Source organism: Paenarthrobacter sp. NPDC090522, assembly GCF_044769225.1.
GTDB lineage: Bacteria > Actinomycetota > Actinomycetes > Actinomycetales > Micrococcaceae > Arthrobacter.
In genome coordinates this window covers 43,073-58,996 of sequence record NZ_JBIVXL010000009.1, presented here as the reverse complement: position 1 = coordinate 58,996, position 15,924 = coordinate 43,073, and the positions used below count along the sequence as shown (strand labels likewise).

Genomic DNA, 15,924 nt, shown 5'->3' with positions numbered 1-15,924 from the left:
GGCTTAGTGGCCTCCCAGCGCGAGGGAAAGGTGGCGGATGGCGAACCCTGCGAACGTAACCAGCCACAGCGCAAGTACGACCCACAGCAGTTGGCGCTGGTACTTCGCGCCCTTCTTCCAGAAGTCGATGGCGATCACGCGCAGGCCGTTGAAGGCGTGGAAGATGATCGCAGCGACCAGGCCCGTTTCACCCAGGGCCATCAGGGGGTTCTTGTAGGCGCCGATAACGGCGGTGTAGGCCTCAGGGGACACGCGCACCAATGAGGTGTCCAGCACATGGACCAACAAGAAGAAAAAGATCACTACACCGGTAATGCGGTGTCCAACCCAGGACCACATGCCTTCACGGCCGCGGTACAAGGTGCCAGCTGGTTTTGTCGGCACTGAATAAACCTTCCTGCAACACAGCGGCGCTGGCATGGGATCCACGCGGGGGGAACGCCTGCTGCGAGAGCACTCGTAGCTCACGCCTAAATCTAGGCTTCGCTAACAGCTTATTCAATTTAGGACCGGCTTCTCTGCTTGTTAATTCTGTGTTTCCCGCCCGGGATTCCGGGAATTTTTCCGCTGCATGAGACTAATGCCACATGTGTGGCGCGCGGCGGGGCCTGGCAGCTGTGTCCGATAAAGTGTTGAGGTGAGTACAGAAGACGCGACATTCCCGGAATCACCCTTGGACCGCTTCCATGCAGTCATTCCGGCCGGCGGTGTGGGAACCAGGCTGTGGCCACTCTCGCGTGCCGCGGCACCGAAGTTCCTCCATGACCTGACCGGTTCCGGCAGCACTCTCTTGAGGGCTACCTACGATCGCCTCGAGCCCTTGGCCGGCGAGCGGGTCCTGGTGGTAACGGGCCAGGCGCACAGGGCCGCCGTGTGCCGCCAGCTTCCCGAAGTAGGGGACGACGAGCTGGTCCTCGAAAGCGAACCCAAGGATTCCGGCGCAGCCATTGGCCTGGCCGCGGCCATCCTCTACCAGCGGAACCCGCAGACCATCATGGGCTCCTTCGCTGCCGACCAGGTGATCAGCCCGGACGAGCTCTTCCAGGACACCGTCCGCGAGGCGATCTTCACCGCGGCCACGGGCAAGATTGTCACCATCGGGATCAAGCCCACGCACCCGTCCACCGGCTTCGGCTACATCCGGTCCGGCAGGGAACTTAAGGTAGACGGCGCACCCAATGCCCTGGCCGTCGCGGAATTCGTGGAGAAGCCGAGCGAGGACGTTGCCCGTAAATACGTCGAGGCCGGCGACTACGTCTGGAACGCGGGCATGTTCGTTGCCCCGGTAGCCCTCATGCTCCAGCACCTGGAAGCCAACCAGCCTGAGCTCTTCGCGGGCATCCAGGAGATTGCCCACGCCTGGGACACTCCGGAGCGTGCCGAGGTGACCGCACGCGTGTGGCCCACCCTGCCCAAGATTGCCATTGACTACGCCGTAGCCGAGCCCGCAGCGGCAGCCGGCGATGTCGCCGTCGTACCTGGTACATTCCGCTGGGACGACGTCGGTGACTTCGCCGCCATCGGACGCCTTAACAATGCCGGCGACGTTGACGAGGTGACCGTCCTTGGCGAAGGTGCGCGTGTCTTTGCCGAAAACGCCAGCGGTGTGGTTGTTTCGGACACCAAGCGCGTGATCGCACTGATCGGCATCAAGGACGTTGTCATCGTGGACACCCCCGACGCGCTCCTGGTGACCACCAAGGAACACGCACAGCGGGTCAAGGGCGCCGTGGATGCCCTGAAGGCCAGCGGCGACACGGACGTGCTCTAGCCCAGTCCGTATAACTTAAGCCACCTCTTTGGTTGTCCTGCGCCTGAACGCAGCGTAACCAAGAGGTGGCTTTCGTTCTTCCGGGGCCGTGCATGGCTAGAGTTGTGACGTGCGCAATTACACGACTGAAACCGAGCCCACTCCTGTTGTAGGTCCTTGGGTTGACGAGCTCTTGCCCGGACTCATCGAATTCAGGCGGGACCTGCACGCGCACCCTGAACTTTCCTTCAAGGAGTTCCGCACCACGGATAAGCTCGTGGAGCGGCTCGAGGCCGCCGGATTGAAGCCGCGCCGCCTCGAGAACACTGGCCTGACGGTGGATGTGGGGGAAGGCCCCATTGCCACGGCCCTCCGCGGCGACATCGATGCGCTGCCGATCATCGAGGAAACCGGACTGCCGTTCGCCTCCAAGAACCACGGGGTGACGCATGCGTGTGGCCACGACATCCACACCACCACCATGCTCGGCATTGCCCTGACCCTGCAGCGCATGCACAAGAACAACCCGCTGGGCGGCACGGTCCGCATCATTTTCCAGCCGGCCGAGGAAACCATGCCCGGCGGTGCGTTGTCCTGCATTGAGCAAGGAGTGCTGCAGGGTGTTCCCCGTATCCTCGCGCTGCATTGTGATCCCCGGATCAATGTTGGCCAGATCGGCACGCGCATTGGCGCCATCACCTCGGCGTCGGACACCATCAAGATCGAACTGACGGGCCGCGGCGGGCACACCTCCCGGCCCCACCTGACCGAAGACCTGGTCTTCGCGCTGGCGCAGATCGCCATCAACGTCCCGGCCGTCCTGTCGCGCCGAGTTGACGTTCGCAGCGGGGTCTCCGTGGTGTGGGGGCAGATCTCTGCGGGCTCAGCCCCCAATGCCATCCCGGGCAGCGGCTACATGGCCGGGACCATGCGCTGCCTGGACCGCGATGCGTGGCACAGCGCCGGAGAGTTGCTGGACGACGTCGTGAAGCAGGTTGCTGCCCCGTATGGCGTGGATGTTCACCTGGAACACACCCGTGGCGTTCCTCCCGTGGTCAACTCCGAGCACGAGACGGCGCTGATCGAGGCGGCTGCCCGGGCGGAACTTGGCGAGAACGCGGTGGTCCTGACCCCGCAGTCCATGGGTGGCGAAGACTTCGCATGGTTCCTCGCGGACCTCCCCGGCGCCATGATGCGCTTGGGCACCCACACGCCCGGCGGCGAGGAGTACGACCTCCACCGCGGCGATTTCATCGTGGACGAGCGGGCCTTGGGCTACGCGGTCCGCGTCCTGTCGGCTGCGGCTCTCCGGACCATCCGGGACCTCCAGAACTAAACCCAACTGGGGGACAGGTGGCGGCCCACTGAGCGTTCAGTGGAGCGTGATCTGTCCCTCAGTTGGGTGCACGCGGCGGTAATTAGGTTGTGCACAATTCAATTGTGCGCTACCGTTTTACCCATGAGTGATGCTCCCCGCCTCCGCCACCAGGTCTGCTTTGCGCTGTACTCGGCATCCAAGGCCGCGACGGCGGTCTACCGCCCCGTGCTGGACGATCTGGGCCTGACGTATCCGCAGTACCTGGTGATGCTGGTCCTGTGGGAGCAGGAGCCGCGGAGCGTACGAGAGTTGGGGGCCGAGCTCGGCCTGGATTCCGGGACGCTGTCACCGCTCCTGAAGCGCCTTGAGGCACTCGGCCTCGTGGAGCGCCACCGGTCCGCCGAGGACGAACGCCGTGTTGACGTGGTCCTCACCGAGGCGGGGAGCCGGCTGAGCGAACGTGCAGAAGCCGTTCCGCAGCGCCTCGCGGACGCCGCAGGACTGTCTGCCGCGGAGATCCAGCAACTGCACGCCACCCTCGGCAAACTCACTGCGGCCCTGCAGAAGTCACTCTGAAGACTTCGAACGAGAAGAAGATTTCACACCAGAAAGGGACACTACCCATGAAGACCCTCTACACAGCTGAGGCCCTTGCCTCCGGCGAAGGCCGCGACGGCAACGCCCGCACCAACGACGGCAAGCTTGACGTGGCTTTGGCAAGCCCGGTGGAACTGGGCGGCAACGGCCAGGGAACCAACCCGGAGCAGTTGTTCGCGGCCGGATACGCGGCTTGCTTCCACTCCGCGCTGCGCCTGGTGGGCCGGAAGGAACGCGTTGACCTGACGGACTCCGCGGTCGCCGCCAAGATCCACTTCGGAGCCTTGACCGACAGCGAAGGCTACGGCCTGGCCGCCGAACTCGAAATCGCGTTGCCCGCCCTGGGCAAGGAAAAGGCCGAGGAACTCATGGCCAAGGCGCACACGATCTGCCCCTATTCCAATGCCACCCGTGGCAACATCGCCGTGGACCTCAAGCTCGTGGAGTTCGCAGCATGAGCGCCCTGACGCAGGAGCTTCCTGCCGCAACCCGCGAAATCCAGCTCGCCTCCCGGCCTTCCGGCAGGCCTGTTCCGGACAACTTCCGCCTGGCCGAGGCTGGGCTTCCCCAGTTGGAAGACGGCCAGGTCCTGGTGAAGAACCAGTTCATGTCCGTGGATCCCTACATGCGGGGCCGCATGAATGACGCCAAGTCGTACTCGGCGCCCTTCCGCATCGATGCAGCGCTCGACGGCGGTGCGGTGGGTGAGGTGATCGCGTCCCGTTCGGACGCGCACAAGGTGGGTGACGTCGTCGTGCATCAACTGGGGTGGCGTGAACACGCGGTGGTTGACGCCGCAACGGCCACCACGGTGCCGGCGGGGCTTGCGCCCGCATCGGCGTTCCTCGGGGCGTTGGGCATGACCGGCCTGACTGCCTACGCCGGACTGCTCAAGGTGGCCGAATTCAAGGAAGGCGACGTCGTCTTCGTTTCCGGTGCTGCCGGTGCCGTGGGTTCCATGGTGGGACAGATCGCCAAGGCCATGGGCGCCGGCAAGGTGATTGGCAGTGCGGGCTCGGCAGCCAAGGTTGCCAGGCTGTTGGAGCTCGGCTTCGACGCCGCCTTCAACTACAACGATGCCCCCGTGCTGGAGCAGTTGCGGGAGGCGGCGGGGGAGCGCGGGATCGACGTCTACTTCGACAACGTGGGCGGCGAGCACCTTGAGGCGGCCTTGGCTACGCTCAACGTTGGCGGTCGGGTCGCCATGTGCGGGGCCATTGCCCAGTACAACTCCACCGAGCCACCGGCAGCGCCGCGGAACCTCGCCGTGGCCATTGGCAAGCAGCTGACGCTTCGCGGCTTCCTGGTGGGCGGCCAGCGGCAGCATGCTGCGGAGTTCCGGCAGAAGATGGCCGGCTGGTTGGCTGATGGGACCGTGAGCTATGACGAGACGATCGTGGATGGACTGGAAAACGCGCCCCGTGCCTTCATCGATCTGCTGGACGGAATGAACACCGGAAAGATGCTGGTCCGCCTGTGACGCACGCCCCTGCCTACTGATTGGTAACAAAAAGTCAACGATCTGGGGCAGGGGCCGGCTTTGTGCTATCTCCGTGTGGTGTACGCCACTAGGGTGGTGGTTATCAATGCGCTACGGCGCAATGCTGCGAAGCATCAGTGAAAACAGAATTTCTGCCCCGGGGTTTTGGAAACGGACACTCATTGACCACCAGTCGTAGCGATCATCACTTTCTTCCTGGAGGAACATTGAAGAAACCACTGCGTGCCACCCTGAAGCGCGGTTCGATGGCCGGTGTGGCCACCTTGGGCGCCAGCGCGCTCCTGCTCAGCGGCTGCGGACAGGCTCCCGACGCCGGCTCCGCCAGCAATACCGCCAGCAACTACACCGGTTGCATCGTCTCCGACTCCGGTGGGTTTGACGACCAGTCCTTCAACCAGTCCTCCTTCGAGGGCCTCAAGAAGGCCGAAAAGGACCTGGGCATCAACACCAAGTCCGCGGAGTCCAAGGCCAACAGTGACTTCGAGACCAACCTGAACGGCATGGTCTCGGCCAACTGCAACATGACCATCACTGTCGGCTTCCTCCTCGGTGACGCAACCAAGGCCGCTGCCGAGAAGAACACCGACAAGCACTTTGCCATCATCGACTACTCGTACCAGACCCCCATCGCCAACGTGAAACCGGTTGTCTACGACACCGCCCAGGCCGCCTACCTGGCGGGCTACGCCGCTGCCTCGGCCACCAAGACCGGCAAGGTGGGAACCTTCGGCGGCATCAAGCTGCCCACGGTCACCATCTTCATGGATGGCTTCTACGACGGCGTCCAGGCCTACAACAAGGCCAAGGGCAAGACCGTCCAGGTCGTGGGTTGGGACAAGGCCACACAGGACGGCTCGTTCACCGGTGACTTCGAAAAGCAGGACACCGGAAAGCAGATCACCAAGAACCTGCTGGACCAGGGCGCGGATATCGTGATGCCCGTGGCCGGACCTGTTGGCAAGGGTGCAGGCGCTGCGCTCAAGGAAGCCAAGGCCGCCGGCAAGGACGTCAAGCTCATCTGGGTTGACTCCGATGGCTTCCTCACCGCTCCCGAGTACAAGGACCTGATGCTGACCTCCGTGGTCAAGCAGATGGGCGAAGCGGTGGAAACCGTGGTGAAGGACGACAAGGACGGCAAGTTCAGCAACGAAGCCTACGTTGGCACGCTGGCCAACGACGGCGTGGCGATCGCCCCGTTCCACGACCTTGACTCGGCCATCTCCGCCGACACCAAGAGCGAACTCGACGCCCTGAAGGCGGACATCATCTCCGGGAAGCTGAAAGTCGAATCGGCGGCCAGCCCCAAGAAGTAGCAACTCCTGGACGCGCCGCCAGTACCGTTCCGCGGTACTGGCGGCTCGTTTTTGCCCTGACGTAGGCTGCTGCCATAGGTAGTGAGCAGTGCAGCCGTCCCTCGGACTCAAAGAACGGTGGGAGTTGTGAAACTCGAATTAAAGGGGATCTCGAAAGCGTTCGGGAGCTTCTACGCCAACCAAGACATCGACCTCGTGGTCGAATCCGGCCAGATCCATTGCCTCCTCGGCGAGAATGGTGCCGGAAAATCAACCCTCATGAATGTGCTGTACGGGCTCTATGAACCTACAGCCGGACAAATCCTGGTGGATGACCAGCCCGTGAACTTCCGCGGCCCTGGCGACGCCATGGCGGCGGGAATCGGCATGGTGCACCAGCACTTCATGCTGGTCCCGGTGTTTACCGTGGCCGAGAACGTGGCGCTCGGTGCGGAGCCGACGTCCTTCGGCGGCGTCCTCAGCATGGATGAAACCCGCCGCAGGATCCGCGAGATCTCGGCGAAGTACGGCTTCGACGTGGATCCCGACGCCCTGGTGGAAGACCTGCCGGTAGGTGTCCAGCAGCGCGTGGAGATCATCAAGGCGCTGGTGCGCGAAGCCAAGGTACTCATCCTGGATGAGCCCACGGCGGTCCTGACGCCGCAGGAAACCGATGAACTCCTGGACATCATGCGCCAGCTCAAAGCCAGCGGGACCTCGATCGTGTTCATTTCCCACAAGCTGCGGGAAGTGAAGGCCGTTTCGGACGTCATCACCGTGGTCCGCCGCGGCAAGGTGGTGGGCGATGCTCCGCCGACCGCCTCGGCCACCGAACTTGCCTCCATGATGGTGGGCCGTCCGGTCAGCCTCAGCCTGGACAAGGCGGCCGCCCAGCCCAAGGAAACCACGTTCGTCGTCGAGAATCTCACGGTCCGTGCCCCCAACGGCACCAACGTGGTGGATGGAATCAGCTTCAATATCGCCCAAGGCGAGATCCTCGCCGTCGCCGGTGTCCAAGGCAACGGACAAACGGAACTTACCGAGGCGATCCTCGGAGTGCAGGAACACGTCACCGGTTCCGTCACCCTTGACGGCAAGCAGCTCCTGGGGTTGCCGGTGAAGGATGTCCTGCGTTCAGGTGTTGGCTTTGTTCCTGAAGACCGGACGGTTGACGGCCTCGTGGGTCCCTTCTCCGTCGCCGAAAACCTCGTCCTGGACCTGTATGACCAGGCTCCTTTCGCCAGCGGCGTGAGCATGAAGCCCGCCAAGGTGGCAGACAATGCCAAGGCCAAGATCGAGGAGTTCGATATCCGGACTCCGTCGGCAGGTGCCGCGGCCGGAACCCTCTCCGGCGGCAACCAGCAAAAAGTGGTCATGGCCCGTGAACTGTCCCGCCCGTTGCGGCTGTTCATCGCCAGCCAGCCCACCCGTGGCGTGGACGTTGGCTCCATTGAATTCCTGCACAAGCGCATCGTCGCCGAGCGCGATGTTGGAACACCCGTGATGATCGTCTCCACGGAGCTCGATGAAGTCATGGAACTCGCAGACCGCATCGCCGTGCTTTACAAGGGCAAGCTTGTGGGCATCGTTCCCGCCGGGACTCCCCGCGACACCCTCGGCCTCATGATGGCCGGCGTCAGCCCGGAAGGGGGCTCCGATGACAACCAGTGACCAGACCAGCAGCGACCAGTCCAAGAAGGACGCAGCACCCCAGGAATCCACCGCTGATGCCCAGGCGGCGGACGTCGCCCTGGACACAGCAGGCGGCACCCTGGAGCCATCAATCGTTCCGGTCTCCTCGCAGAGCGGGGATATCGGGCACCAGCAGGGGAGCCTGTTCCGCAGGATCGTCATGGGCAACGGGTTCGTTTCCGTCCTCGCCGTGATCGTGGCACTGATCCTCGGTGGCCTCCTGATCGCCAGTACGGATGCCCGCGTGGCAAGGACCGCCGGCTACTTCTTCGCCCGGCCCACCGACTTCCTGCTGGCCCTGTGGGACGCCATGACCAAGAGCTACGTGGCGCTCTTCCAAGGCGCGGTGTTCAACACCCGCCAGGGCTTCATGCCTTTGCTGGAAACCATGACCGTGGCTACGCCGCTCATCTGCGCCGGCCTGGGCGTTGCCCTGGCCTTCCGTGCCGGTTTGTTCAACATCGGCGCCCAGGGGCAGATCATCATCAGCGCCACCCTCGCCGCCTACGTGGGCTTCACCTGGCACCTGCCCTTCGGCCTGCACCTCCTGGTGGTCATCATCATGGGCGTCCTCGGTGGCGCCGTGTGGGGTGGAATCGTTGGTGTCCTCAAAGCCCGGACGGGCGCGCACGAGGTCATTGTGACCATCATGCTGAACTATGTTGCCCTGTTCCTGCTGGACTTCCTCCTCAACACGGCAGCGTTCCGCCGGCCGGGGGACAACAGCCCCATCTCGCCAAGGCTGGACGAATCGGCGACCTACCCGGTACTGATCCCGGGTTCGCGGCTCCACCTCGGCTTCCTCGTGGCCGTATTGCTGACCTACGGGGTGTGGTGGATGCTGAACCGGTCCACCATTGGCTTTGAATTCCGCGCTGTCGGCGCCAACCCCGCCGCGGCGCGGACTGCCGGCGTCAAGGTTCCCCGCGCCACCATCCTGGTGATGGCCTTTGCGGGAGCCCTGGCAGCGTTCGGTGGTGTGGCCCAGGTTGCCGGAACGGAGAAGGTCCTCACTGGTGGCGTTGCCGCCCAGATCGGCTTCGACTCCATCACGGTTGCCCTGCTGGGCCGCAGTACTCCGTGGGGTACCTTCTTCGCGGGCCTGTTGTTCGGCGCGTTCCGGGCCGGTGCAGTCCAGATGCAGATCCAGACCGGCACACCGATCGACATTGTCCTGGTGGTCCAGTCGCTTATCGTCCTGTTCATCGCCGCTCCGCCCCTGATCCGGTCCCTCTTCCGGCTGGACAGTAAGAAGAAGAAAAACAAGAAAGCGGCACTGCATGCCGCCGTTGCCACCGGAGGTGCCAAGTGAGCGCAACAACCACCGCTCCCCGGGCTGGAGCAACCCCACTGCCGGGCACGCGCCCCTCGTTGAAGGTTCCTGTTTCCCTGGGTGTCCTGGCCCTGCTGGCCCTGGTGTTCTTCGGACTGCTCGGCCCCGGACAGACTGCCGAAATGAAGATCAGCGATCCCGGCGACAGTGTCCAGGTTCCGGCCCTCATGATTCTCGGCCAGGTAGGCGGGGTGGTACTGGCCATCCTGCTGCTGGCCATGGCGGCCTTCTCGATCTACCTCTGGACGCGCGGGGAACGCTCGCCCAAGTGGTTGCCGATCGCGTTCGCCGTGGTGTTCGTCTTCGCCCTGCTCGTGTGGATCGTGGCCGGCGCACGCCAGCCGTCCATCTCCCTTGCCGGCTTGGTGGCGGGTTCCGTGACGCTGGCCGTTCCCTTGGTGTTCGGTTCGTTGTCCGGCGTCCTGTGCGAACGGGTTGGCGTGGTTAACATCGCCATTGAGGGCCAGTTGCTGGGCGGAGCCTTCACGGCCGCGCTCGTGGCCACGGTGACGGGCAGCCCCTACATCGGCCTGCTTGCTGCTGCGGCGGCAGGTGCCGCGGTGTCCATGGTGCTGGCTGTGTTCAGCATCAAGTACCTCGTCAACCAGATCATTGTCGGCGTTGTCCTGAACGTCCTGGTCTCCGGCCTCACCGGCTTCCTGTTCGGCACAGTCATGGCTCCGAACAAGGACCAGTTCAATACCCCCGGGCGCCTGGATATCCTTCCGATTCCGTTGCTCTCGGACATCCCGATCATTGGCCCCATCCTCTTTGAACAGTCGATCGCCGGCTACCTCATGTACATCGCGGTGGCCGTGGTGTGGTTCGGTTTGTTCAAGACCCGTTGGGGCCTGCGTGTCCGTGCAGTGGGTGAGCACCCGCAGGCAGCAGACACCCTGGGCATCAACGTCAACGCCACCCGTTTCTGGAACGTGACCTTGGGTGGTGCCATTGCCGGCATCGGTGGCGCCGTCTTCACCTTGGTGACCATCGACTCGTTCACCAAGGAGATCTCCGGCGGTCGAGGCTTCATCGCCCTTGCGGCGTTGATCTTCGGCCGGTGGAACCCCATCGGCGCCTTCCTGGCCTCGCTGCTGTTCGGCTTCGCGTACAACCTGCAGTCCATCCTGGGCATCATCGGAACTCCGGTGCCCAGCCAGTTCATGGCCATGCTGCCGTACCTGGTGACCATCTTCGCCGTCGCCGGCTTGGTGGGCAGGTCGAGGCCACCGGCCGCGAGCGGCATACCGTACGTGAAGGGCTGACCGATGCGCGATGTCAATTGGCAGGTCCTGGAGGACGCCGCCAAGGAGGCCATGGCCAAGGCCTACGCACCGTATTCGAAATTCCCGGTGGGGGCTGCGGCCCTCACCGAGGACGGCCGGATCATCAGCGGCTGCAACGTGGAGAACGCCAGCTACGGCCTGACCTTGTGCGCGGAATGCGCGCTGGTGGGGCAACTGCACATGAGCGGCGGCGGCAGGATCGCGGCCTTCTACTGCGTGGATGGCCAAGGGAACATCTTGATGCCCTGTGGCCGCTGCCGCCAGTTGCTGTACGAATTCCGCGCACCCGGCATGCAGCTCATGACCACCCAAGGCATCAAAACCATGGACCAGGTGCTGCCTGACGCCTTCGGTCCGGAACACCTGGAGGAAAACACGTGACCAGTACCGAAGCGTTTGACGCCGTCCAGATCATCACCATCAAACGGGACAAGGGCACTTTGACGCCCGAACAGATCGACTGGACCATCGATGCCTACACCCGGGGCGTCATTGCCGAGGAGCAGATGGCGGCGCTCAATATGGCCATCCTCCTGAACGGCATGGACCGGGAAGAGATCTCGCGCTGGACGTCCGCCATGATCGCCTCGGGGGAGCGGATGGACTTTTCGTCGCTGACAACGCCCGACGGCGGCAGGAAGGCTACCAGCGACAAGCACTCCACCGGTGGGGTCGGGGATAAGATCACGCTCCCGTTGGCGCCGTTGGTGGCTGTTTTCGGGGTGGCCGTTCCGCAGCTTTCGGGCCGCGGACTGGGCCACACCGGCGGCACGTTGGACAAGCTCGAAGCCATCCCCGGATGGCGGGCCAACCTCAGTAATGCGGAGATCATGGCCCAGCTCCAGGACGTCGGCGCAGTGATCTGCGCGGCGGGATCGGGGCTGGCTCCGGCGGACAAAAAGCTCTATGCCCTCCGCGACGTGACAGGGACTGTTGAAGCGATCCCGCTCATTGCCTCCTCGATCATGAGCAAGAAGATTGCCGAGGGCACTGGCTCCCTGGTCCTCGACGTCAAGGTGGGCTCCGGCGCCTTCATGAAGGACGAGGCCAAGGCGCGGGAGCTTGCGGAGACCATGGTGGACCTGGGCAAGGACGCCGGCGTGCACACCGTTGCGCTGATGACTGACATGTCCACCCCGCTCGGCCTGACCGCGGGAAACGCGATTGAGGTGGAAGAGTCAGTAGAGGTCCTTGCCGGCGGTGGTCCGGAAGACGTCGTCGAACTGACCGTCCGGCTCGCCGAAGAGATGTTGGCGGGTGCGGGAATCCATGACGCCGATCCCGCCGCCGCGCTCAAGGACGGCCGGGCCATGGACGTGTGGAACCGCATGATCGAAGCCCAGGGTGGCGATCCCCGGGCAGCCTTGCCGGTAGCCCGGGAATCCGAGGTGGTCTACGCGCCGGCAGATGGCGTGCTGGTGGAACTGGACGCACTCGCTGTGGGCGTGGCTGCGTGGCGGCTCGGCGCCGGGCGGGCCCGCAAGGAAGACCAGGTCCAAGCGGCGGCTGGCGTACGGCTCCATGCCAAGCCCGGTGCCCTGGTCCGGGCCGGTGAGCCGCTCATGACGCTCCTGACGGATACTCCGGAGAAATTCGGCCGTGCCAAGGAGGCGTTGCAGGATGCCGTGGTGATTGCGCCGGAGGGTTCCCGCCCGGCCCGGCGACTGATTATCGACAGGATCGCCTAGGCTTAATTCCTGTGCAGGCCATCAACGATTTCATCCTCGCCGCAGCCGGGCAGCCCTGGGTGCTGTTCCTGGTGTTGGCCTGTTGCGTCATCGACGGTTTCTTTCCGCCGATCCCCAGCGAATCGGTGGTGGTAGGGCTCAGCGCTGTCTCCGGAAGCAGCGGTTCACCGAACGTGTGGCTGCTGGCCCTGGTGGCAGCGCTGGGTGCTTTCTCCGGGGACAACATCGCGTACCTGATCGGTCGCCGCATCGGCATCCAGCGGTGGCGCTGGATGCGGACCCAGCGCATGCAAGGTGCCTTCCGGTGGGCGGGCAAGGAACTGCGACGCCGGGCCGCCTCGCTGATCATGGTGGCGCGGTTCATCCCGATCGGCCGCGTCGCGGTGAACCTCACGGCTGGAGCCACCCACTTCAACCACCGGCGCTTCGTGGCCCTGACGGCCTTGTCAGCCGTCCTGTGGGCCGGCTACTCGGTGGTCCTTGGCTACTTCTTCGGTGTGTGGTTTGAGCACAACCATTTGCTCGGCGCCGTCATCGCGATCGTGGTTGCCGTGATCCTGGGCATCGTCATCGACCGCATCATCAGCAAGGTCCGGGGCTCCGTGCCTTTGGACGGCAAGGACATCCCCGAGACGGAGATCCAGCCGGGGGAGAGCGCCCCGCCTCCACCCAAGGTATGAGACCCGAAACAGGGCAAGATCACCCCGCCGGTTGACGCCGGAACAACACCCGCGCCTATAGCGTTAATTGTGTGATCCCGAGGCTGGGGCGTAGCGAACGACGTCCCGGCCATGGGACACTAAGAGCGACTTCCGTCACAGTGTCAAGTCATATTCATCTAGGAGCTACCGCCGCGTGGAGTTTTTGAACCAAATGCTCGAGCATGCAGCCGGGCAGCCTTGGATTTACCCGGTGCTCCTGGTGTTCTTCTTCATCGACGGATTCGCCACCATCCTTCCCAGCGAAACAGCAATTGTTGGCCTCTCGGCGCTGTCCCTTCACAGCGGGGAACCCAACCTTTGGATCCTGGGGACCACTGCGCTTATTGGAGCCATGGCCGGTGACAACATGGCCTACATGCTGGGCCGCAAGATCGGCCTGACGCGTTGGAAGTGGATGCGCCGCCCCAAGGTACAGAAGATGTTCGCATGGGCCCAGTACGAGCTGGACAAGCGCGGAGCCGTCCTGATCTTCACGGCACGCTATATTCCGTGGGGACGTGTGGCTGTCAACTACGTGGCAGGGCAGACCGGATTCCGGCACCGGACCTTCTTCTTCCTTGATGCCTTTGCCTGCATCACCTGGGTTGGCTACTCGATCGGCATCGGACTCCTCGCCGGTCAATGGGTTCACCACAACCCGTTGCTTGGCGTCGGTATTGCCGTGGCCTTCGCCGTGGTCCTTGGCATCGTCGTGGACCACGTGCTGCGCTGGTGGCACAAGTACCTCGAAAAGAAGGACCATGCCAAGGAAGCTGCCGCCCACGGGACCACTCCCGCGCCAGACGCAAGCGCCAAGGCGATTGCCGGCGTCGACCGTTCCAAGCCTGCTGGCTAAGCACCTGCCGTCCCCCTACAGTTGGGTACGTGACTGAGCCAATTCTTGACGCTGCCCCTGCCCTCGACTTCGATCTGAAGAGCCTGCCGAAGGTTTCCCTCCACGACCATCTGGACGGAGGACTGCGGCCCGCCACCATCATCGAACTGGCGGAGGCCGTCGGACACACCCTGCCATCAACGGATCCTGTTGCTTTGGGTGAGTGGTTCCGCGAATCCGCAGACTCCGGTTCCCTGGTCCGCTACCTCGAGACCTTCGACCACACCATTGCCGTGATGCAGACCAAGGAAGGCCTCTTCCGGGTGGCCCAGGAGTTCGTCGAGGACCTGGCCGAAGACGGAGTGGTCTATGGCGAAGTCCGCTGGGCCCCGGAGCAGCACCTGCAGAAGGGCCTCAGCCTTGATGAGGTTGTGGAAGCCGTCCAGGCCGGGCTTGAAGCCGGCGTGGCAGCCGCTGACGAGCGCGGACAGCAGATCCAGGTGGGTCAGCTCATCACCGCCATGCGCCATGCAGACCGAGGCCAGGAAATCGCCGAGCTGGCCGTCCGCCACCGCACCAAGGGTGCCGTTGGCTTCGACATTGCCGGTGCCGAGGATGGTTTCCTGCCTTCCCGCTTCAAGGAAGCCTTCACCTATCTGGCCGCCAACAACTTCCCGGCAACAGTCCACGCGGGCGAGGCCGCCGGCCTGGACAGCATCCAGTCCGCGCTGGTTGACGGCCGCGCCCTGCGCTTGGGACACGGCGTCCGGATCGCCGAGGACATCACGGTCGAGTTCGAGGAAGACACGGACGACGGCGGCGAAGGCACCGTTGGGTTGGTGACCCTCGGCAACGTGGCCGGCTGGGTTCGCGACCGCGGCATCGCCTTGGAAATCTGCCCGTCCTCCAACCTGCAGACCGGTGCCATCGCCAACTTCGGCGAGGGCATCGAGAGCCACCCGCTGGACATGCTGTTCCAGCTGGGCTTCAACGTCACCATCAACACGGACAACCGCCTCATGGGCGGCGTCACCCTCACGGACGAGTTCGAGCTCCTGGTGGAGACCTTCGACTACGACCTCGATGATCTGCTCGAGCTGACGCTCAACGCCGCCGAGGCAGCGTTCCTGCCGCTGGACGAGCGCGAAGCCTTGGTGGAGTACATCAACGACGCCTATGCCAACCTCGGCTGACAAATCCAGCCTCGACACGCTGATCGGAACAATCGCCGCTCTTCGGGAACACTGCCCGTGGATGGGCGCGCTCACCCACGAATCGCTGGTGGAGTACTTGATCGAGGAAGCCTACGAAGTGGTGGACTCCATCGAGGCGGGAGCTGTTGATGACGAGCTTCGCGGCGAGCTGGGCGATGTGCTGCTTCAAGTGGTGCTGCACGCCCGGCTCGCCGAGGAGCGCGGCAGCTTTGACTTCGCGGCGGTTGCGCGGGACATCAACGCAAAAATGATCCGGCGGAACCGGCACGTCTTCAAGGCCGACGGCACGCTCCAGGACACCTTCCCCGCAACGGTGGAGGAAATCATCCTGAAGTGGGATGCAGCAAAACGGGCGGAGAAGCCGGAGCGCACCGATCCTTTCGAGGGCATCCCGCCGCACCTTCCAGCTTTGGCAGCGGCACAGAAGTCCTTGGACAGGGCCGCCCGCGCGGGTTTTGCCGTCAAAGCGCAAGGTGCCCAGGCCGGCGTCGTGGTTCCTGCCATCCCGGCCTCGGAAGAGGCACTCGGTGAGCTGCTGCTGGCGATCGTCGCCGGTGCCCGGGACCAAGGACTCGACGCCGAGCGGGCCCTTCGCGGGGCAGTGCGAACGTTCCAGGACGGCCAAGGCCGGCCTTCATGACGTGAGCGGTTGGAAGCCGTTCCGTAACCTAAGCCACTCTCGACTACGCTAGTAGCGACGAGGACGTCGAGAATTCC

16 protein-coding genes are annotated in these 15,924 nt (G+C 64.0%); 15 read left to right on the top strand and 1 reads right to left on the bottom strand.

Annotated features, from left to right (window positions below; all coding sequences use genetic code 11):
* Positions 1-3: 3 nt before the first annotated feature.
* Positions 4-384, bottom strand: coding sequence for a succinate dehydrogenase, cytochrome b556 subunit (sdhC, locus tag ACIQT2_RS13230; protein ID WP_011773978.1), 381 nt, complete (start codon positions 382-384; stop codon positions 4-6).
* A gap of 253 nt (positions 385-637) precedes the next feature.
* Here sdhC and ACIQT2_RS13225 point away from each other — a divergent pair, with 253 nt between their 5' ends.
* From ACIQT2_RS13225 to ACIQT2_RS13155, 15 genes are all read left to right on the top strand, one after another.
* Entirely contained in the window at positions 638-1,771 is a 1,134-nt protein-coding gene (locus tag ACIQT2_RS13225) for a mannose-1-phosphate guanylyltransferase (RefSeq protein ID WP_402947033.1), read from the top strand.
* Positions 1,772-1,880: 109 nt separating this feature from the next.
* Positions 1,881-3,086 carry an amidohydrolase gene (locus ACIQT2_RS13220; protein WP_402947030.1) on the top strand — a complete coding sequence of 402 codons (1,206 nt, stop codon included), beginning with the start codon at positions 1,881-1,883 and terminating at the stop codon, positions 3,084-3,086.
* A gap of 123 nt (positions 3,087-3,209) precedes the next feature.
* Positions 3,210-3,644, top strand: coding sequence for a MarR family winged helix-turn-helix transcriptional regulator (locus ACIQT2_RS13215; RefSeq protein ID WP_400330710.1), 435 nt, complete (start codon positions 3,210-3,212; stop codon positions 3,642-3,644).
* Positions 3,645-3,691: 47 nt separating this feature from the next.
* Positions 3,692-4,123, top strand: a complete 432-nt coding sequence (locus ACIQT2_RS13210) for an organic hydroperoxide resistance protein (protein ID WP_400330713.1) — start codon at positions 3,692-3,694, stop codon at positions 4,121-4,123.
* Positions 4,120-5,145, top strand: coding sequence for an NADP-dependent oxidoreductase (locus ACIQT2_RS13205; RefSeq protein ID WP_402947027.1), 1,026 nt, complete (start codon positions 4,120-4,122; stop codon positions 5,143-5,145). Before ACIQT2_RS13210 ends, ACIQT2_RS13205 begins: the two co-directional genes overlap by 4 nt.
* A 266-nt stretch (positions 5,146-5,411) precedes the next feature.
* Positions 5,412-6,479, top strand: a complete 1,068-nt coding sequence (locus ACIQT2_RS13200) for a BMP family protein (RefSeq protein ID WP_400331623.1) — start codon at positions 5,412-5,414, stop codon at positions 6,477-6,479.
* Positions 6,480-6,605: 126 nt separating this feature from the next.
* Positions 6,606-8,129 (top strand): ABC transporter ATP-binding protein, encoded by a 1,524-nt coding sequence (locus ACIQT2_RS13195; RefSeq protein WP_402947024.1) that lies wholly within the window; start codon positions 6,606-6,608, stop codon positions 8,127-8,129.
* On the top strand, positions 8,116-9,462 hold the full coding sequence (locus tag ACIQT2_RS13190) for an ABC transporter permease (RefSeq protein WP_402947021.1): 1,347 nt from the start codon (positions 8,116-8,118) through the stop codon (positions 9,460-9,462). Before ACIQT2_RS13195 ends, ACIQT2_RS13190 begins: the two co-directional genes overlap by 14 nt.
* On the top strand, positions 9,459-10,748 hold the full coding sequence (locus tag ACIQT2_RS13185) for an ABC transporter permease (RefSeq protein ID WP_402947019.1): 1,290 nt from the start codon (positions 9,459-9,461) through the stop codon (positions 10,746-10,748). Before ACIQT2_RS13190 ends, ACIQT2_RS13185 begins: the two co-directional genes overlap by 4 nt.
* Before the next feature lie 3 nt (positions 10,749-10,751).
* Positions 10,752-11,150 carry a cytidine deaminase gene (locus ACIQT2_RS13180; protein WP_402947016.1) on the top strand — a complete coding sequence of 133 codons (399 nt, stop codon included), beginning with the start codon at positions 10,752-10,754 and terminating at the stop codon, positions 11,148-11,150.
* Positions 11,147-12,457 carry a thymidine phosphorylase gene (locus ACIQT2_RS13175; RefSeq protein ID WP_402947013.1) on the top strand — a complete coding sequence of 437 codons (1,311 nt, stop codon included), beginning with the start codon at positions 11,147-11,149 and terminating at the stop codon, positions 12,455-12,457. The genes ACIQT2_RS13180 and ACIQT2_RS13175 overlap by 4 nt, the downstream gene beginning before the upstream one ends.
* A gap of 11 nt (positions 12,458-12,468) precedes the next feature.
* Positions 12,469-13,137: a DedA family protein gene (locus ACIQT2_RS13170; protein WP_400330734.1), complete on the top strand. Its 669-nt coding sequence runs from the start codon at positions 12,469-12,471 to the stop codon at positions 13,135-13,137.
* A gap of 193 nt (positions 13,138-13,330) precedes the next feature.
* On the top strand, positions 13,331-14,014 hold the full coding sequence (locus ACIQT2_RS13165) for a DedA family protein (protein ID WP_402947467.1): 684 nt from the start codon (positions 13,331-13,333) through the stop codon (positions 14,012-14,014).
* 29 nt (positions 14,015-14,043) lie between these two features.
* Entirely contained in the window at positions 14,044-15,186 is a 1,143-nt protein-coding gene (locus tag ACIQT2_RS13160) for an adenosine deaminase (RefSeq protein WP_402947010.1), read from the top strand.
* Positions 15,170-15,847: a MazG nucleotide pyrophosphohydrolase domain-containing protein gene (locus tag ACIQT2_RS13155; RefSeq protein ID WP_402947007.1), complete on the top strand. Its 678-nt coding sequence runs from the start codon at positions 15,170-15,172 to the stop codon at positions 15,845-15,847. Before ACIQT2_RS13160 ends, ACIQT2_RS13155 begins: the two co-directional genes overlap by 17 nt.
* Positions 15,848-15,924 lie beyond the last annotated feature (77 nt).